At 52.1% G+C, this 17,805-nt stretch carries 17 protein-coding genes and 1 pseudogene; 5 read left to right on the top strand and 13 right to left on the bottom strand.

The genetic code is table 11. The features are described from left to right. Window positions 1-22: 22 nt before the first annotated feature. From HMPREF9412_RS30965 to HMPREF9412_RS31005, 10 genes are all read right to left on the bottom strand, one after another. On the bottom strand, window positions 23-787 hold the full coding sequence (locus HMPREF9412_RS30965; protein ID WP_009595861.1) for a polysaccharide deacetylase family protein: 765 nt from the start codon (window positions 785-787) through the stop codon (window positions 23-25). Next, complete coding sequence (locus tag HMPREF9412_RS30970; RefSeq protein ID WP_009595886.1) at window positions 784-1,620, bottom strand: carbohydrate ABC transporter permease; 837 nt, start codon at window positions 1,618-1,620, stop codon at window positions 784-786. The genes HMPREF9412_RS30965 and HMPREF9412_RS30970 overlap by 4 nt, the downstream gene beginning before the upstream one ends. Further along, a complete protein-coding gene (locus HMPREF9412_RS30975) occupies window positions 1,620-2,495 on the bottom strand; it encodes a carbohydrate ABC transporter permease (RefSeq protein WP_009595871.1) in 876 nt (291 codons plus the stop codon). Before HMPREF9412_RS30975 ends, HMPREF9412_RS30970 begins: the two co-directional genes overlap by 1 nt. Before the next feature lie 169 nt (window positions 2,496-2,664). After that, window positions 2,665-3,927 (bottom strand): ABC transporter substrate-binding protein, encoded by a 1,263-nt coding sequence (locus HMPREF9412_RS30980; protein WP_009595898.1) that lies wholly within the window; start codon window positions 3,925-3,927, stop codon window positions 2,665-2,667. Window positions 3,928-4,091: 164 nt separating this feature from the next. Then, window positions 4,092-5,051, bottom strand: coding sequence for a LacI family DNA-binding transcriptional regulator (locus HMPREF9412_RS30985; RefSeq protein WP_012818640.1), 960 nt, complete (start codon window positions 5,049-5,051; stop codon window positions 4,092-4,094). Between the two features lie 548 nt (window positions 5,052-5,599). Continuing rightward, window positions 5,600-5,728 (bottom strand): hypothetical protein, encoded by a 129-nt coding sequence (locus HMPREF9412_RS33625; protein WP_009595889.1) that lies wholly within the window; start codon window positions 5,726-5,728, stop codon window positions 5,600-5,602. Window positions 5,729-6,068: 340 nt separating this feature from the next. Beyond that, complete coding sequence (locus HMPREF9412_RS30990) at window positions 6,069-6,893, bottom strand: alpha/beta fold hydrolase (protein ID WP_009595882.1); 825 nt, start codon at window positions 6,891-6,893, stop codon at window positions 6,069-6,071. Window positions 6,894-6,906: 13 nt separating this feature from the next. Further along, window positions 6,907-7,416, bottom strand: coding sequence for an SRPBCC family protein (locus HMPREF9412_RS30995; protein ID WP_009595908.1), 510 nt, complete (start codon window positions 7,414-7,416; stop codon window positions 6,907-6,909). 76 nt (window positions 7,417-7,492) lie between these two features. Beyond that, on the bottom strand, window positions 7,493-7,825 hold the full coding sequence (locus HMPREF9412_RS31000; RefSeq protein ID WP_246059744.1) for an ArsR/SmtB family transcription factor: 333 nt from the start codon (window positions 7,823-7,825) through the stop codon (window positions 7,493-7,495). A 276-nt stretch (window positions 7,826-8,101) separates the two neighbouring features. Further along, a complete protein-coding gene (locus tag HMPREF9412_RS31005; RefSeq protein ID WP_009595874.1) occupies window positions 8,102-9,751 on the bottom strand; it encodes a glutathione ABC transporter substrate-binding protein in 1,650 nt (549 codons plus the stop codon). A 160-nt stretch (window positions 9,752-9,911) separates the two neighbouring features. Here HMPREF9412_RS31005 and nikC point away from each other — a divergent pair, with 160 nt between their 5' ends. From nikC to HMPREF9412_RS31025, 4 genes are all read left to right on the top strand, one after another. Next, window positions 9,912-10,808: a nickel transporter permease gene (gene nikC / locus HMPREF9412_RS31010; RefSeq protein ID WP_009595904.1), complete on the top strand. Its 897-nt coding sequence runs from the start codon at window positions 9,912-9,914 to the stop codon at window positions 10,806-10,808. A gap of 19 nt (window positions 10,809-10,827) precedes the next feature. After that, window positions 10,828-11,751, top strand: coding sequence for an ABC transporter permease (locus tag HMPREF9412_RS31015; RefSeq protein WP_009595864.1), 924 nt, complete (start codon window positions 10,828-10,830; stop codon window positions 11,749-11,751). Between the two features lie 864 nt (window positions 11,752-12,615). Further along, window positions 12,616-13,629, top strand: coding sequence for an ABC transporter ATP-binding protein (locus tag HMPREF9412_RS31020; protein WP_009595868.1), 1,014 nt, complete (start codon window positions 12,616-12,618; stop codon window positions 13,627-13,629). Further along, window positions 13,626-14,630 carry an ABC transporter ATP-binding protein gene (locus HMPREF9412_RS31025; RefSeq protein WP_009595872.1) on the top strand — a complete coding sequence of 335 codons (1,005 nt, stop codon included), beginning with the start codon at window positions 13,626-13,628 and terminating at the stop codon, window positions 14,628-14,630. Before HMPREF9412_RS31020 ends, HMPREF9412_RS31025 begins: the two co-directional genes overlap by 4 nt. Window positions 14,631-14,762: 132 nt before the next feature. On the opposite strand, the gene HMPREF9412_RS31030 is transcribed toward HMPREF9412_RS31025, so the two are convergent. From HMPREF9412_RS31030 to HMPREF9412_RS31040, 3 genes are all read right to left on the bottom strand, one after another. After that, window positions 14,763-16,085: an FtsW/RodA/SpoVE family cell cycle protein gene (locus HMPREF9412_RS31030; protein ID WP_009595884.1), complete on the bottom strand. Its 1,323-nt coding sequence runs from the start codon at window positions 16,083-16,085 to the stop codon at window positions 14,763-14,765. Window position 16,086: 1 nt separating this feature from the next. Beyond that, complete coding sequence (locus HMPREF9412_RS31035; protein ID WP_009595865.1) at window positions 16,087-16,416, bottom strand: PadR family transcriptional regulator; 330 nt, start codon at window positions 16,414-16,416, stop codon at window positions 16,087-16,089. 317 nt (window positions 16,417-16,733) lie between these two features. Next, window positions 16,734-17,270: an NAD(P)H-dependent oxidoreductase gene (locus HMPREF9412_RS31040; RefSeq protein WP_009595890.1), complete on the bottom strand. Its 537-nt coding sequence runs from the start codon at window positions 17,268-17,270 to the stop codon at window positions 16,734-16,736. A 165-nt stretch (window positions 17,271-17,435) separates the two neighbouring features. Between HMPREF9412_RS31040 and HMPREF9412_RS31045 the strand changes: the two are divergent. Next, window positions 17,436-17,805: pseudogene (locus HMPREF9412_RS31045) on the top strand (dihydroorotate dehydrogenase electron transfer subunit); the annotation flags it as partial.

Here is a 17,805-nt window from a genome sequence, read left to right on the forward strand (position 1 = left end):
TAAATTCATCATGACCCTTCCATTATACACCAGATATCGGCGCCGCTTCATCATATCGCACGGCACGGAAGCCCCAACGTTGGCTAATCTCGTTCAAGTCCTCCCGAGCAAGGAAAGCGGCCTCCTGATCACGCCCTCGTGCCAGCTCCTCCCCATCCACTTGAGCATTGCCGCACTGCACCATTTCCTCCGAATACAGCGCCGGATGGGACAGGAAGAAGTACTGTTCGTCCGTCAGGCCGCCGAGCACCCTTTCAAACGACTCAGCCCCGTCCGGAACGCCGCCAGGGAAAAAGTTGTAGTAATATCGGTGGTGGTTTATAAGCCCCTTCGCTTCCATCCATCGGTCCAGCTCCGCTTGCAGCCCGGGAATGAAGCGCTCGGGCAGCATATGGGAATCCGCGTAAGAAATGTTGAAGCCAGCCGCAGTCAGTTTATCCAGCTGCGCTTCGCACTCCATAAGGATCTCCTGCAGCGAAGGCGGATGATGTTGAAACAAGCTCGGGTCCTGATAGAAGTACCCGGCCCGATCGACAAGCGAAGGAACCTGTTCCTTCGCGGCAACAGGTCCCCAGCGTACGTTATCCCATTCGGCGTTCAGCGTCATATGGAAGCCGAAGCAGATGTCCTTGCGATGCGCCAGCAGCTGCGCGGCCTCGGCAAGATAAGGACCGGGCGCCATAATGGACACATTTTTGATGAATCCGGCCTCAACGGTCTTGGCAATCGCAGCATTGGCGGAACGGCTGGAAGCATAATCATCGGCTCTCGTAATGATCCGCCTCATTTCACAGCACCTGCGGCAATTCCTTTGATAATGTATTTCTGCGCGAAAACGTAGAAAATGACAACCGGGATGATCGTCAGCGTCAGACCGGCCATCGCCTGGTTCCACACGATCGTGAATTCTCCGAAGAAGTAGAAGGTCGAGAGCGGGATTGTCCGCAGCCCTTTGTCCGACAGCGTCAGCGATGGAAGCAGATAGTCGTTCCACAGCGCGATGACGTTCAGGATCGCGATGGTCACGCTGATGTTCTTCAGCAGCGGGAACACGATTCGCCAGAACACGCCCAGCTTGGAGCAGCCATCAAGTGTAGCCGCCTCCTCCAGCGCAACGGGCACGGATTTGATGAACCCGTGGTACAGGAAAACCGCCATACTGGACGTAAAGCCGACGTTCATATAGATCAAGCCCTCATGGGTGTTGAGCATCGGAATGTGCAGATTGGTGCGAATCCAGTCCATCACCTGCATCAGCGGCATCATCAGCGTCTGGAACGGAATCAGCATGGTTGCCACAAACGTGAAGAAAATGACCTTGCTCAGCTTATTGTCCGTCCGTACCAGCATCCATGCCGTCATGGAGGCGAGCACGATGACGATGATCACCGAGATGACGGTGACATACAGCGAGTTACCTAGCGCCGTGAAGAAATTCATCTTCTCCATCGCGGATTTATAATACTCAAAGCTGAAGGAAGAAGGCAGCGCAAGCGCATTCTCATACAGCTCGGCACGATCCTTAAAGGAGTTGATCAGCATGATGAAGACCGGAGACAAGAAGACCAGCGAGGCGAGGAACAGCAGGATATCGAGCAGCCATTTGCCTGATTTCTTCATTACATCTGCACCTCTCTTCTCTTCGTGATGATGACTTGCGTCAGCGTGAGTCCGGCCACAATCAGGAAGAAGATAATCGCTTTCGCCTGACCTAATCCATAATTACCGTAAGCGAAAATTTCGTTGAAAATATTCATCGCAAACATCTCCGTCGCATTGCTCGGACCGCCCTTGGTCAACGACAGGTTCACGTCATAAATTTTGAACGCTCCGGACAGCGTCAGGAACAGACAGATTGTGAACGATGGCATTAACAGCGGGAACACGATGCTCTTCAGTCGCTGCCACAGGTTGGCGCCATCGACCTTCGCCGCTTCCATCAGCTCATCCGGAATCCCCTGGATGCCCGCGATGTAGATGATCATCGTATAACCCGCCAGCTGCCAGGTGAATACGGCAACGATGGCGTACAGGGCAAACTGCGGATGCAGCAGCCAGTTAAAGAACACGCTGTCGAGCCCGGTTTTCTCGCCCAGGAAGCTGAAGGCATCCGTAAAAATAAACTGCCAGATGTAACCCAGAATCAGGCCGCCGATCAGGTTCGGCATGAAAAACATCGTCCGCGCCGCATTTCTCGAGCGGAGCTTTGTCGTCACCAGCAGCGCGAAGCCCAGTCCCAGTACATTGACGCATACCAGCGCGAGCAGCGTGAATTGAACCGTATGCCAAGCCGATGACAGGAATCGGTCGTCCTGGAACAGCTGAACGTAATTGTCGAACCCTACGAATACTTTCGGATTCGCCGGAATGCCGTCCCAATTGACGAAAGAGTACACGATCCCGATAATGAACGGGATGATGACCACGGTCGTGAAAATAAACAGAAGCGGCACCGTAAACAGGGCAAACCAGGCTTTATCCTTTCTTTTGCTCATAATCCATACCTTCTTTCCGTTCCGGATGATTCCCGCAAGGCGGCATCAAACCTTGAAGTCGTGTTAGAAAAAAACAAAAGCCTAACGCTCATCATCAGAACGTCTGAGGCTAGGCTTTCGTTTTCATGGAATTGTGATATCAGATGATTGCCTTTCGGCTTCAATTAGATTATTTCGATGCTTTCGCCCATACTTCATCGAGTTTCTGCAGGAACTGCTCGCCTGTCATGCCCGGGTTCATGAAGTACTCCTGCGTAGCCGGAGCCAAATCGTTGGTAATGATACCCGATGGGAAGAAGTTCAGCGCCCAAGTGATCGTCTCGCCCTTCGTGGTTGCTTCGTGCACCGCTTGAGACAACGGATCCAGATCGCCTGCTTCAATGTTCGTTAAAGCCGGAATGAATTTGAAATCGTCCACGATGGCCTTCTTGCCCGTCTCGCTCGTGAAGAGCCAGTTCAGGAAAGCGTTTGCGGCTTTGACTTCCTCAGCGTCCGCTTGATTGTTGACGACCCAATAGCTGGCTACGCCTACGGCGATCTTATCGTTGCCGGCGAGCGGGAACGGCATCATGCCGACTTTGGAGCCGAAATCGCCGAAGTCCGCAAGCATGGAATAACTCCAGTTGCCCTGATGCACCATAGCCGATTTTTCCGTTGCAAAGTCGCCCATCTGGCTATCGTATTTCACTTCCAGCGGATTCTTGGTGTTGGCCTTGATGACATCCATGAATTTCGCCCATTCCTGGAACTCCTTCGTGTCGGCCATCTTCACTTCGCCCTTGTTCAGCTGGTCGATGAAGGCAAGCGGATCGGATTGAAGCGCAAACGGCGTGTTGATGATGTGCCCGATCAGGAAGTAAGCCTCCTGGGACAGGCTCAAACCGTTCTTGCCGTCAGCCTTCAGCTGCTCCAGCGTCTTGGTGAAGGAATCCAGGTCCTTCATGTTAGCCGGATCCACCAGATCCTTGTTATATACGAGACCGAAGCCTTCTACGCCGTACGGAACGCCGACGGTCTTATCTTCTACCTTCAATTCCATGTCGGGCGCAATGTTCTTCACGTACTCCTCGCCGCTCAAATCGGAAAAATAGGATTTCAGCTTCTCGGACTCGGGTCCAGGAGCTACGCTGAATATCGTCGGTCCCTTGTTGCTGCTGAGCTTCGCCACCAGCTGCTGCGAATATGCGTCGCCCGCGGCACCCCATACTTCAACCTCGTTGCCGGTTTCTTCTTTATAGGTTTTAACCAAGGCTTCAAGAGGTTCCGTAATTTCGACTTTCGATTGGAAAAGGGTAATCTTCTTCAGCTTATCTCCCCCATCTCCTCCGGCTGCTGCTCCAGAATCTTTGTCAGATGTACCGCCGCAGGCCGCGAGTGTCGCAACCAAAGCCGTTGCCGTAAGTATGCTCAATACCTTTTTTACTTTTTTCAAGTGACACGCCTCCCCCTCAAGGACTCTATAAAGTAAAACGTTTACAAACCCATCATAGGGCGGTTTACCTAGAATGTCAATAAAAAATGTACACGTTTTCATAAAAATACTAAGTAAAAAAACTAGTAAAATCTATGATATTTTACTAGTCGCAAAAATAAAGTTTATCTCACCGTTTTTCTCCACTGGATCGTGGCATTCAGTTTAAAGGGCTCCCTGCCCGTCGTGCCCTTGATCATCTCGAGCAGCTCCTTCGCCGCTAAATAACCGCTTTCATAACGCGGGATCGCAATGGTCGTCAAGCCGGCCATCGCCGCCGCGTCCGAATTATCGAAGCCGGTGATCGATATGTCCTCCGGCACCCGTATGCCATTCTCTTCCAAAGCTTTGATCGCGCCCAGAGCCATATTGTCGTTAGCGCAGACCAGTACTTCCGGCAATGCGTTGCTCAGGATCAGGATCTTGGCCGCCTGATATCCGCTTTCCTCGCTGTAATCGCCATGGAAGTAATTCCGCCTGTCAAACGCGATGCCATTCTTCGAAAGCGTATCCATAAATCCGGCGAAGCGTTCCTTATGATCCAGGGTAAACTCCAGTCCGCCAATATATCCAAAGGTTCTGAACTGTTTATCCACCAGCGCCTGAACCATTTCGCACATCACGGGGTAATTGTCCACGATCACGCTTTTGGTATTGGCATACTCGTTATCGATAATCCGATCCATGAGAACGACGGGGAACTGCGGCGTGGCTACCGAGACTAAATATTCGTCTGTCATGTTCCGGTCGAGGCTTATGGTACCGCTTGCAAACTTGCTGCGCATAAAATTGGTGCTGGATTTATTCGTGCAGATGATGAGGTCATATCCATTCTCCGTGAGGCAATGGCTGATCCCCTTGATGATTTTTAAATAATAATCGCGATCAAAGTCGCTGAAAACGAATATAATCGTGTTGCTTTTATCGGATTTGGTTGACTTATGCGGAAAATAGCCGTGCTCCGAGCATAACCTCAGCACCCGCTCCCTCGTCTCCCGCCCCACGTTCTTGCGCCCGTTCAGCACGTTGGACACCGTAGACACCGAGACCTCCGCGAGCTTTGCAATTTCCTTCAAACCACTCATGAATCCTATCCCCTCTCCAAAGGCGTTAGTAAATTTAATATAACATGGATTTATTTTTAATAAAATTTACTTATTTTGCTGGGACAAGATTTTGCTTGGATTTTCCCCTTGTCATTACTTATCGTGATACCTGCTCAGGCCAGAAAATCTTTGCTTGTCATGGCAAAAAGCAGGCCATGCGAATTCACCGCCGTCCACCGTAGGAAAGAGACTCTCCGTTGGTAACTTGTACCTTTTAGGAAAGGAGAGTTGGTTGTTTTAAGGCGCATTTGAGAGTAATATTCAGGAAACTGAACACAAAAGTATTCAGTTTTGTGTTCGACGTCAACACTTTTGTGGTATTATGATTACAGAGAGTGATTGTGTTATATATACATCGTATATGCACTATAAACAGGTATAACCCAAGGTAATACAAACTATAATAAAAAATAAAGCCTTCACCGCGCCAACGGTGAAGGCTTTAGGAACAAAGGCTGTGGGGAACCCCACGGCGTGCTCAGTTAACTTGATAGCTTAACGAAGAACCCACCGAAGGCCGCTAACCTTTATACGGTGGGTTTTCGCTTGTTTAGCTTTCGACGAATCCAGCGATACAGCTTCCGTACACTGAGCACAATGCTCAGAATGGTCGCAATACCTTTGAGAATATCGAGCAGCTCCACAAGGGCGATCATGGTATCACCCCCTTTACGAGAGGCTACGCCGTGATCGCTCCACCGCACTTTGTCCTTAATAAGAATTATAGCATCATCATATAGGTCTTGTCCTAAGATCTTCCAAATAACCGTTGACAATCCGTGCAAACAGGTGCATCTCAGGGTATTGATTGCTCGGTGGCGTTTTCAACTGCAGCTCCAAGGTCCATTTTGTATTACGGCGCGGCCCGTTTCGCACCAGCGCCTTTCATCATTGTATTGAGCCGTTTGAGAAGACCGAATAATACTTCGACGGGAACGGGAAACAAAGAAACCGTGGCCATAAAAGGGGCACGGTTTCTTGATGAGCCAAGCACGCTTATCCCGGAATTTGATTTGCCGAAGGCAACAGAAAACCCGACACCTCGGGAGCCAGCACTTCCGGCGCCATCACGACGGCAGAATGGTCCTGACCAGGCAGCATTCGGTGCTCGCACTGAGGGAGCAAGTCGACCAATGCGCTCGCGGCCCCATGGAACATAGCTCCGCTGTTCTCGCCCGTCATCACCATGACCGGGACATCGACATCCCAGCGATCCGTCGGCAGCGGTTGGCCGGATTGCGTGCTCCCCATAATCATGCCGTCATAGGCCAATGTATGCGCCATGCCCTCCATGACCTGCCAAGAAGGATCTGCCTTCATGAATTCTACATATTCCGCGGGGATGCCCAGCGCTGCTGTCATGAAATACTCTACGGCTTCGCTGCGCCTGCTCCCGGCCATCAGCGCATTCAAATGCTGCACGTATTCCGCCGGTACGGGTGCGCGGCTGTCGTCAATGATAAACGGCGGCTCGTATAGAAACAGTTTACTAACTTTACTGCCGCCAAGTCTGCTCGCCGCATCCAGTGCCAGAACAGCGCCCGAGGAACTTCCGAATACATACGCGCTGCCGCCCGCCTCCTGAATAAGGGCATCGATATCTTCGATCTCACGTTCAACGGCATAGGGAGCCGTATCCGTACTGCTGCCCCGTCCCCGCCGGTCATAATTGTACACGGTGAAATGTTCAGACAGAAACCCTCCAAGACGCGTTGTATCGTTGTGATCGGAAGCTGCGGCAGCTACAAGAATGACAGCCGGACCAGTCCCTTTCTTTTCATAAAAAATACGGGTACCGTCATTAGACATAACGTAATTCATGTCATCTCTCCTTTTATTGTCCTTTTATGTAAAAACTTATTTCGTTCTCAAACCGTTCCAGCGTATCCGCATATCCTTCCACCATTCCCATGCCTTCAGCAGCCTCCAGCTGCTCTACGCTCGCAAAATGGGTGACGATGCTTAATCGGGTCCCATCCTTGACTGCTTCGAATGAAACCGAGGTCAACATGTCGCTGCCTGCAACGGGGTTCCAGTCCTGATCGGTAAATGTATCCGTATAAACGAGCTTCGATAACTCCGCCACTTCGGAGTAGGTCGCCTTGCAGAAGGCTTCTTCCCCTTCGCCCGCCGCATCGGGAGCCAGTCTGTAGCGCCATACGCCGCCCGGTCTGACATCCATCTCATATACCGTGGCATTCCAGTTCTTTGGTCCCCACCAGCGTTCGATGTGTTCCGGCTTCGTCCATCCCTGCCAGGACAGCTTCAGAGGTATCGATACGACACGCTCCACGGTCAGCCTCCGCTGCTCCCGGTCTTTCATGATGGTCGATTTCCTGCCCATGTGAATTCCTCCAATCTGTGAAATCGGCTCTGCGTGCAGAGCCGTATCTTCCTGTGGAGCTAGTAAAAGAATGGATTTAACTCTCCTTTCCGTTAAAGTCGCTCATATAGTCCTCGAACTTGTCGAGGCGCTCCTCCCACAATCGGCTGAACGAATCGAGCCAGACGTCCAGCTCCTGGAACGGCTGGGCTTCGAGACTATAAATGCGCTGCTGTGCGTTCTTGCGGACTTTCACGAGCCCGGCCTCGCTCAGTATCCGCAGATGGCGGGATACTTGAGGCTGGCCGATTCCCAAAGTCTCTACGATGTCGCTGACCGATCTCGACCCTTGCTTTAAGAGTTCAACAATGTTGAAGCGGTTCGGCTCCGAGATCGTGAAGAGGGTTAATTGCATAGCTGAAGTATTCATGGCTATAATATACACCAATGCATATATACGTGTCAACGTATATAATATTTTCAACATGCTTTTGACATCAAAAAACAAGACAGCATATCGACTCCTCTCCTCTCTCGCAAGCCGTATGATCTATCCGGATTCCCGACGAGGATGATCATGAACCATTGGCTGGTTAACCCTATCTCCTGTCCCAGCACCGAAAAAGAGGCCCCCGGATAGGAGCCTCTTGCTGTAAATCCTCTTTATATCATGACGCTTCAAAGCTATGAAGCTTTCAGGACATCCTTATGGCTGAATGGACACTTGATGCAGCTGCATGATGCCGTTCGGATGCCGCCAGAAGCCTTCAACCTTGCTGCTGACTCCGTTTAAATACTCCTGATGATGGATATACAGCATCGGCGCTAACTCAACCAGCTTCTCCTGCGCCTGCTTGTAAATGAGCTTGCGTTGTTCCGGATCGTTCTCTTTACGCCCGGCATCCAGCAGTTTATCCAGCTCCGGATCCTTCGTGAAGGTACGGTTGCCCGGCTCCCCTACATTCTTGGAATGGAACAACTCATACATGCCATAATCGGCATCGGCCGTAACCGTGGACCAGCCGAGAACAAACATATCATGCTTGCCTTCTGCCGTTTGGGCCAAATATGCGCCCCACTCGACCACTTCGATTTTGACTTCGACGTTTAATTCCTTCAGCTTAGATTGTACGTACTCGGCAATCTTAATTCGTTCCGGATTGTCATTGGTCCAGATGGTCGTCGAGAAGCCACCCTCGTATCCGGCCTCTTTCAACAGCTCTTTCGCTTTGTCGATGTTATGTTCGATCGGCTTAACGGCAGCATCATAGCCGTTCACGTCCGGTGCCAGCGGGCCGACGGCAGGAATGCCCGTGCCTTCGTAGATGCCCGAGATGATTTCATCCTTATTGATGGCCATCGACAGGGCTTGTCGCACCCGCACATCGTTAAACGGCTCCTTGTTGTTATTAAACCCGATATAAGACAGGCTTAGCGAAGCCTGACGGTTCAGGGACATGCCGTCCGTGCTCTCGATACGGCTGATGCTGCTCGGCGACACCGGGTCGATAATATGCGCATAACCGGTTTCCAGCTCCGCGATCCGCGTTCCCTCTTCGCTCACCACCTTGAACGTGACCCGTTCAACCTTCGCTTTATCTCCCCAATAATCGGCGTTTGCCACCAGCTTCACTTCTTGTCCCGGGTTCCAGCTCTCTAGTTTGAATACACCCGTGCCAACAGGGTTCTGCGCCAGATAAGCACCTGCCTTCTCGCCTGCCTTCAGCTTCTCGTAATCCAGCTTGATGGCTTCCGCACTAACCATGCTGACCGCAGAGTGGGCCAGATGGGCAAGCAGCGGCGAGAAAGCATACTCGGTCACGAGCTGCACCGTATATTCGTCAACGACTTTAACCTCTTTAATCATGCCCACAAGCGAAGCGCGCGGAGAAGCAACCTCCGGATCCTGCATACGGTCGATGTTGGCTTTGACCACCTCTGCATTGAATGGAGAGCCGTCCGTAAACTTCACGCCTTGTCTCAGCTTGAACTCCCAGGTCAATTCATCGATTGCCTTCCAGCTCTCGGCGAGCCCCGGTTGAATGTTCAGATCCTTATCATGAATCACCAACGTGTTATAAATATGCGTTGTCATTACGCTCGTTTGCTGGTCCGTCGACATATGAGGGTCCATGGATGGCGGATCAGAAAGCCAGGCAATCACAAGCTCATTCGCACCGGTGTCGGTTGTTCCTTCGGGAGGATCTTTAGCCCCCGGTTCAGGTGTCGGCGTATTGGTGCCGCTTGGCGGCGTTTCCGGGTTACTGCTCTTGCTTGGACTGCCGCACGCCGACATCAGTACGGTCAGCATGACCAGAATGCAGACAAGCCATTTGAATCTTCTATTACCTGTCATGTGAAACAAACTCCCCCTTCTCAATCAAAATAGGAAAATATTTTATACACAGTTAACATATATTTTACTATTTGATATTTATACCAGAAGAAGCCAGATTTACCTCACGTTTATACGACACCAATTCTGACATCCATACTTGGAGAAAGGATGATTTCACGTGCCTAACATGACCGCTGATGCCAGAACACCAGAATCGCTCCCTAGTGGAACCCGCCTTGCACAATGGAAATCTTTCTACCACCGTCTGAAGAAGAACAAAGCGGCCTTATTCGGGGGCTATTTTCTCCTGCTGATGATCCTTGTCGCGATTTTCGGCCCCCTGCTCACCCAGTATGATCCGACCAAAGTGGATTATTCTACGAAACTGCTGAAGCCGTCCGCCGACCATTGGTTTGGTACGGACCACAACGGTCGGGATATTTTCACGCGGATTATTCATGGCATGCGTCTCACGCTCTCGGTCGGTTTTATCTCGGTGATCATCGGTGCAGCCTTTGGTGTCGTGCTCGGAATCATCTCGGGCTATTACGGAGGTAAATGGGATGCGCTCATTATGAGAATGACCGATGTCATGCTGGCGTTTCCCGGCATTCTGCTGGCATTGGCGGTTGTCAGCGTCCTTGGAAAAAACCTGTTCAACGTGATCATTGCCGTCAGTATTTTTTCGATCCCTACCTTTGCCAGAGTCGTTCGGGGCTCCACGCTGGCCGTCCGCAAGCTCGAATATATTGATGCCATGCGTTCGCTGGGCGCGAGCGACGGGCGAATCATCTTCGGGCATATTTTGCCGAATATCACATCCCCTATCATCGTGCAGGCGACGCTGCGGATTGCGGTAGCGATCCTGACCGCCAGCGGCCTGTCCTTCCTCGGTCTTGGCGCGCAGCCGCCCACGCCGGAGTGGGGAGCCATGCTGAATGATGGGCGCAACTATATCATGGACCACCCCCATGTGGCCCTGTTTCCCGGCTTGTCGATCGTGTTCGTTGTCATCGCATTTAATCTGCTGGGTGACGGCTTGCGGGATGTCCTTGACCCGAAAATGAAAAAATAATGAAGGGAGCTGCCGGGCCATGCTCATCTATTCCATTCGAAGGCTGATTCAAACGATACCTGTCGTCATTGGCGTGACCATCGTTGTCTTCCTGCTGATGCACCTCATTCCGGGAGATGCGGCGCAGGTCATTATCGGGGAAGGGGCGCCCAAGGAGCAGGTCGAGAAGATCCGCGAGAACCTGGGATTGAACGATCCGCTGCCGCTTCAGTATTGGAATTACGTCAGCGGCTTGCTCCAGGGGGATTTGGGAGATTCGATCCGCAGCAGCCGCCCCATCGCCGATGAAATATTCAAAAGCCGATTCTGGATCACCGTCGAGCTTGCCGTGTACTCTACGATTCTGGCCGTATTCCTCGGCATTCTGGCCGGCATCATCTCCGCCGTCAAAAAAAGCTCCCCTGCCGATATCGGCGTCATGTTCATCGCCCTGTTCGGGCTGTCGATGCCAAATTTCTGGCTGGGGCTCATGCTGATCCAATATTTTGCCGTGGACCTAGGCTGGTTCCGTCCATCCGGCTGGGGCACGTGGTCGCAAACGATCCTGCCCGTGATCACGCTCGGGACCGGCGGCGCCGCAATTATTGCCCGAATGACCCGGTCCAGCATGCTGGAGGTCATCGGCCAGGACTACATCCGAACCGCCCAGGCGAAGGGCGTCCGGGAGCGTGTCATCATCTACCGGCATGCCTTGAAAAATGCCATGATTCCCGTCATTACCGTCATCGGCCTGGAATTTGGAGGCCTGCTAGGCGGGGCGGTGCTGACCGAGTCCGTGTTTGCCGTGAACGGCATGGGACGTTACGTCATCGACTCGATCCGGGCGCGGGATTTCCCGGTCGTACAGGCAACCGTGCTGGTGCTCTCGATCATGTTCGTGCTCGTGAACCTGCTCGTGGACATCTCCTACCGGTACTTCAACAAGCGTATTGATTTCGATTGATTGGCGATTTTTCGTCTATCGCGGTTAGAGTGTAGGCGGACACGGCGGGATTCACTATCTGCCGAAAATCGAGCTGCTTTGGGGGGCTCATTGCGGCTTATACCCACTGATTACTGTAATCGAGTCGTTTGGGGCCTATTCGGACATACGATCCGCTATTTGCCGATAATCAACCTATTTTCGAATCCACGCGGACACACGATCCGTTAATGCACCCGAAAACCTGGATTAATGCCGAAATATCTCGCAATAGCGGATCTGGTGTCCTCAACCTGCTGCTAAAAGGCGAAAAATCACGTAATAGCGGAACCAGAGTCCTCAACTACGCTAATGCGGCCAACTTAGCCGTTTTCAGTCCATACACACCCGAGATTTATTGAAGCTACGGGCCATTGCAGCTTAATAATCGATTATTTACTGTAATCGAGCCGCTTAGGGAGCCGATTCGGACACACGATCCGCTATTTGCCGATAATCCACCTATTTTCGAATCCACGCGGACATTTACCCACTAGTTACTGTAATCGAGCAGCTTGAGAGCCCGTCCGGACACACGATCCCCTATTTACCGATAATCGACCTTTTTTCGAATCCACGCGGACAGACGATCCGTTAATGTACCCAAAACCATGGATTAATTCCGGAATATCTCGCAATAACGGATCTGGTGTCCTCAACCTACTGCTAAAAGGCGGAAAATCACGAAATAGCGGAACCAGAGTCCTCAACTACGCTAAAGTGGCCAACTGAACTCATTTTCAGTCCATGCACGCAAAAGCGGAAAATTAAAAACAGAAGAACCAAATAATCCTCACAATCGCAAATACAGTCAGACCAATTGAAAGCGAAGGGAGCTACGACAAGATGGAAGAGCACGCACCAAACCTGCTGACGATCAAGAACCTGCGAACCTCTTTTTTTACCGAACTGGGCGAAGTGAAAGCCGTGGATGATATCAGCCTAACCGTACGCAAGGGGAGGACGCTCGGGATCGTGGGCGAATCCGGTTCAGGAAAAAGCATACTGTCCCTGTCCATCCTGCGGCTGATCTTTGATCCGGGGCGAATCATCGGAGGCGAAATCCTGTATAACGGCGAGAATCTGCTCCAACAATCGGACCGGCAGATGCGGAAAATCCGGGGCAATCAAATCTCGATGATCTTCCAGGAGCCGATGACTTCGCTCAATCCGGTCTTCACCGTCGGCGACCAGATCGCGGAGGCCTATCAAATCCATGAAAATCTGGGCAAAAAACAAGCCATGGACAAAGCCGTCGAGATGTTGAGGCTGGTTGGTATCCCCTCCCCGGAAAAAAGAGTCCGTCAGTACCCTTTTCAGCTGTCCGGGGGTATGCGCCAACGTGTCATGATCGCCATGGCGCTGGCATGCAATCCGGATCTGCTCATTGCAGACGAGCCGACCACGGCGCTGGATGTGACCATTCAGGCTCAAATTTTGGAGCTGATGAAGGAGCTGCAGCGGAAGCTGCAGATGTCGATTATTTTTATCACCCATGATCTTGGCATCGTTGCGGAAACCTGCGATGACGTGGCGGTCATGTACTGCGGAAAGGTGGTGGAACATTCCGATGTGCGGACCCTGTTCAAGCATCCGAAGCACCCCTACACCATCGGCCTAATGAACTCGCTGCCGCGGCATGATATCGATAAGGAAACGCTGGAGCCGATTAAGGGCTCGGTTCCGAGCCCCTATGATCCGCAGGAAGGCTGCCGCTTCGCCCCCCGCTGCCCCCATGCAGCCAAGCTGTGTTACGACAAACTGCCGGAGCTTCAGGTGCTGGATGATAACCAGCAAGTCAGGTGCTGGAAATACACCGATCAGTGGGAACCGGAAAGCGAGGTGAACGTTCTGTCATGAGCAAAGAGTTGTTAACCGTCAAAAACCTCAAGCAGTATTTTCCGATCAAAGGCGGCATCCTGGGCCGTACCGTCAACGTCGTCAAAGCCGTGGATGACATTTCATTCTCTGTGCACGAGGGGGAAACCGTCAGTATCGTGGGTGAATCCGGCTGCGGTAAATCAACCACGGGCCGGGCTATTCTGAGACTGGACGAACCGACCTCCGGCGAGGTGCTGTTCGAAGGAACCGATCTGCTCACCCTGAACAAAGCGCAGATGACCCGAAGGCGTAAAGACCTGCAGATGATTTTTCAGGACCCCTACGCCTCGCTTAATCCCAGAAAAACAGCCCTCCAAGTACTCGAAGAAGCGATGGACATCCAGAATGTCGTGCCGAAGAAGGACCGTCGGTCCCGTGCCATCGAGCTTTTGGAAACGGTCGGCCTGGCCGCCTATCAAGCCAATCGGTACCCGCATGAATTCAGCGGCGGACAACGGCAGCGAATCGGGATCGCCCGAGCTTTGTCCGTGAATCCCAAGCTGATCATCAGTGATGAAGCGGTCTCCGCGCTCGACGTGTCCATCCAGGCACAGGTACTCAATCTGATGAAATCGCTGCAAACCGAATTCAAGCTGACCTATCTGTTCATCTCTCATGATCTCGGGGTCGTCCGGCATATTTCGGACCGAATTATCGTGATGTATCTGGGGACGATCGTGGAAATCGCGGAAAAACACTCCCTCTTCCGGCGCCCGCAGCATCCCTACACCCGCGCTCTGCTCTCGGCCATCCCCACAATGGATCCCGAGCGCAAGAAGGAACGCATCATTCTCAAGGGAGATGTTCCGTCCCCGATCAACCCGCCTTCCGGCTGCCGGTTTCATACCCGCTGCATGTATGCCACGGATCGCTGCCGATCCGAGGCGCCGATGCTTCGGGAAGTCGAAGAGCACAGAGGCCATCAGGCGGCCTGCCACTATATTGAAGAGATTGCGGCCGGTGCGTTGGAGAAGGTGTAGCTTATACGCCACCGAACGAATGACGACGCTTCTCTATAAACGAGAAAAAGCGAGATCCCAAGATCTCGCTTTTTCTTTTACACAATTTTAGCCTGTTAACCGAAATCGAAGGATGATCTTCAGAGACCTCCACTAAGCCACCTTCATAGGAGCCGCTTCTCCCGCCTCGCTTGGGATCATGTTTTTGCGTCGGTAAATGGAGAGGAGCAGGCCGACTATGGCAAAATCCAGCATGTTGTTGACGCCGCCATACGAGATAAAAGGAAAGTCCAGGCTCACAATGGGTACCACTCCCAGACCCATCAGGATCGGCATGAGCAGGCGCAGTCCCATGACCACGATGACACCGGTCACGATATTTTTCCCGTAGGAATCGTGAAGTACATGGGCTATGCTCCACATTCTGGCGAGGAACAAAAGAACGACCATGCCAACCACGATGCCAAACATCCAGCCGAAGCAATATATCAGATAGGGGTATATGGAGTCGCTATAAACGTACGGGATCCCCGGATTCGGCGCGGCAAATCCTTGACCAAACCAACCGGCGGAAGAAACGGCATCCGCGATGACCCGCATGAAATAACCGCCATCCCCCTCGCGGTCTGCGAGCCCCTCCAATCTCCACATGAGGTATACCCTATTTATAAACAAGATATAGGCTAATCCAATAAACGGCAGCAGCGTTAATACCGCAAATTGTTTAATATTCCTTTTCGTCGTCCAGGTCAGTATCAGGAATCCTAGCAAGTAAATGAACATATACACCATCGAACCACTCAAGCTGTATAGTGCGATTGGCAGCACACCCCGATACAGGATGTGGAATACACTTTCCCATAACCCCCACTGACTCGCAGGCTTCATGCCTGCCAAGGAAAGGAGGAGAAGGAAGACGGAAACCGTTCCAAGCATGGGAATCACAATAGGCCCAACGTGAAGATAGAGGTTGGCTCCATTTATATTCGTCCCGAAAAATTCCGTCATCGCCATCAGGCAAAGCGTGATAAAAAACAAAAAACCGGAGTATTTCTTAAGCTTTCTGTAGTCCAGGAAATAGAAGCCGATGAGAAGGATCAAGCCTATACCGAAGAACACAACTTTTCTCGCAAACATATCTGTGATCTTTTCCGTACCCGAATAATCCACGCTCACCGCCCCGAACAACCCAATCATCGAGAGCAAGGCCAGCAGGACGAGCAGCTTCCAATCCAACTGAGGCCGATGAGCCAAATGCAGGCTTTTGCCGATATCTCCCGGATCCCCCATCTGTTTCACCGCTTCCTGCACCGCCGGCTCCTCCGCATTGCCCTCCAGCATCAGAAGCTCCGTCCGCTCCTCGATATGGCCGAGCAGTTCTTCGCGGATTTCCGGATGCATGGCTCTTGCGCGTACCTGCTTGCACACCTGGGTCAGGAAGTCTTGGACAACCTTGTATTCTTCAACCGATCGCACGCTAGCTTCCCTCCCCGATGACCGTATCCACCGCCGTCCGGAATTTAACCCACTCCTTGGTCTTCTCATGGAGCTGCTCCCTGCCGCGCTCGGTAATTCGGTAATATTTCCGTTTGCGTCCATCATGCTGGCTCCAGGAGGAATCCAGCCAACCTTCCGCCTCCAGCGTGTGCAGAATCGGGTATAACGTGCCTTCCTTCATCAGGAACACGCCATCTGAGCTTTGCTCAATCTCCTTGATCAGCTCATACCCGTACATTTCCCGCTTGTTCAACACGGTAAGCAATAAAATGACGGTGCTGCCTTTCAGCAGCTCTTTGTTAATGCCCATTCCCCTATCACTCCAATACCTAGATAATCTATGTATCGTATAACTATGTATATGAGTATAGAATAAGCGTCTCCACAATGCAACGCATGTTTTCGAATGATCGGGCGGTTCGCCAATTTGCCAGAACACCGAAAAGCCCGGCAGCTTCTGCCGCCAGGCTCATGTATCAGCCATTCATTTCTTCACTTTTAATGAGCATCCGCCGTCCATATTCACCAATTGTAGTTTGGAGCATACATCCTGCCGTTTTGCCCATCATCACCGTTAATCGAACCATCACTGTAGAAGACAGGAACTTTCGTTTTCATTAGCAACCCTTATCCGGCCCTCACCGCGCCTGTCACGTGCAACGCAAAATCCTCCGCATGACGCTGCAGCTCTTCATCCGTCAGCTGCATGGCATTATGCACGGTAAATACCGGCAAGTAGATCGCCCCTACCAGGCTCGCCGTCACTTCATAGGGCCGGGTCAGCTCTTCCACCGTGTATCGGTTATATCCTGCGCTGCCGTAGGCTTCCGCAGCTCCGCCGGTCGTCACGGCCACGCCCCACTCTTTCCCCTGGAGCTTGTCGCCGCCCGGGCCATAAGCCCATCCGAAGGTCAGCACCTCGTCGAACCAATGCTTCAGAAGGGGCGGCGAGCTGTACCACCAGAAAGGGAATTGAAACACGATGCGGTCATGCTGAAGCAGCAATTGCTGTTCGGCCGAGATGTCGATGATGCCATCCGGATACCGCTGATACAGATCATGCACCCTCACCTCAGGATGATGTCTCACCGTTTCGGTTAGCTCGCGATTGATCCGTGATCCCTCATGCAGACCCGGATGTGCAACGATCACTAGTGTTTTCATGTAGGATCCCCACCCTTTTCTCGCCTAGCGTTATGTATACAAAAGGTATCAAGCCTAGATAACGCCCGAATATGAGAAATGTCACAGGTGGCCTTATCTGTCTGTGATACTGTAGCAAGGAACATAGCGGGCGGAAAAAGTACGCCAAGGGAGGAGAATGAGAACGTGGCCCTTGTTATTCAAAATGTCAGACTGGCCCATCGCATCTATCGACTTACCGTTCAAGGCAGCTATCCGGCACGAATGGGACAGTTCTTCATGCTTCGCTGCTGGGATGCCTATCCCGTGCTGTCACGGCCGATCAGCGTTCATAATCTGACGGAGGATTCCGTTTCCTTCTTATATCGCGTGCAGGGAACCGGTACGTGGCTGCTGTCGGCGCTTCAAGCGGGTGACAAAATACAGCTGGAAGGGCCTTTCGGGCAAGGGTTTCCTGAACCCCAAGGACGGACGGCACTGGTGGGAGGCGGTATAGGAGTAGCTCCGCTGCTGCTTGCAGCTAAGGAAATTCCCGAAGCCAGCGTGTATCTGGGAT

Origin of the sequence: Paenibacillus sp. HGF5 (assembly GCF_000204455.1) — a bacterium.
GTDB lineage: Bacteria > Bacillota > Bacilli > Paenibacillales > Paenibacillaceae > Paenibacillus_AQ > Paenibacillus_AQ lautus_A.

Bases quoted from the DNA above. Each gene is read 5' to 3' on its own strand.
- HMPREF9412_RS31035 (WP_009595865.1), bottom strand. From the start codon at position 16,416: ATGGGCATTAACAAAGAGCTGCTGAAAGGCAGCACCGTCATTTTATTG.
- HMPREF9412_RS31025 (WP_009595872.1), top strand. From the start codon at position 13,626: ATGAGCAAAGAGTTGTTAACCGTCAAAAACCTCAAGCAGTATTTTCCG.
- HMPREF9412_RS30995 (WP_009595908.1), bottom strand. From the start codon at position 7,416: ATGGGCAGGAAATCGACCATCATGAAAGACCGGGAGCAGCGGAGGCTG.
- HMPREF9412_RS31020 (WP_009595868.1), top strand. From the start codon at position 12,616: ATGGAAGAGCACGCACCAAACCTGCTGACGATCAAGAACCTGCGAACC.
- HMPREF9412_RS33625 (WP_009595889.1), bottom strand. From the start codon at position 5,728: ATGATCGCCCTTGTGGAGCTGCTCGATATTCTCAAAGGTATTGCGACC.
- HMPREF9412_RS31040 (WP_009595890.1), bottom strand. From the start codon at position 17,270: ATGAAAACACTAGTGATCGTTGCACATCCGGGTCTGCATGAGGGATCA.
- HMPREF9412_RS30965 (WP_009595861.1), bottom strand. From the start codon at position 787: ATGAGGCGGATCATTACGAGAGCCGATGATTATGCTTCCAGCCGTTCC.
- HMPREF9412_RS30985 (WP_012818640.1), bottom strand. From the start codon at position 5,051: ATGAGTGGTTTGAAGGAAATTGCAAAGCTCGCGGAGGTCTCGGTGTCT.
- HMPREF9412_RS31015 (WP_009595864.1), top strand. From the start codon at position 10,828: ATGCTCATCTATTCCATTCGAAGGCTGATTCAAACGATACCTGTCGTC.
- HMPREF9412_RS31005 (WP_009595874.1), bottom strand. From the start codon at position 9,751: ATGACAGGTAATAGAAGATTCAAATGGCTTGTCTGCATTCTGGTCATG.
- HMPREF9412_RS30975 (WP_009595871.1), bottom strand. From the start codon at position 2,495: ATGAGCAAAAGAAAGGATAAAGCCTGGTTTGCCCTGTTTACGGTGCCG.
- HMPREF9412_RS30990 (WP_009595882.1), bottom strand. From the start codon at position 6,893: ATGAATTACGTTATGTCTAATGACGGTACCCGTATTTTTTATGAAAAG.
- HMPREF9412_RS31000 (WP_246059744.1), bottom strand. From the start codon at position 7,825: ATGAATACTTCAGCTATGCAATTAACCCTCTTCACGATCTCGGAGCCG.
- HMPREF9412_RS30970 (WP_009595886.1), bottom strand. From the start codon at position 1,620: ATGAAGAAATCAGGCAAATGGCTGCTCGATATCCTGCTGTTCCTCGCC.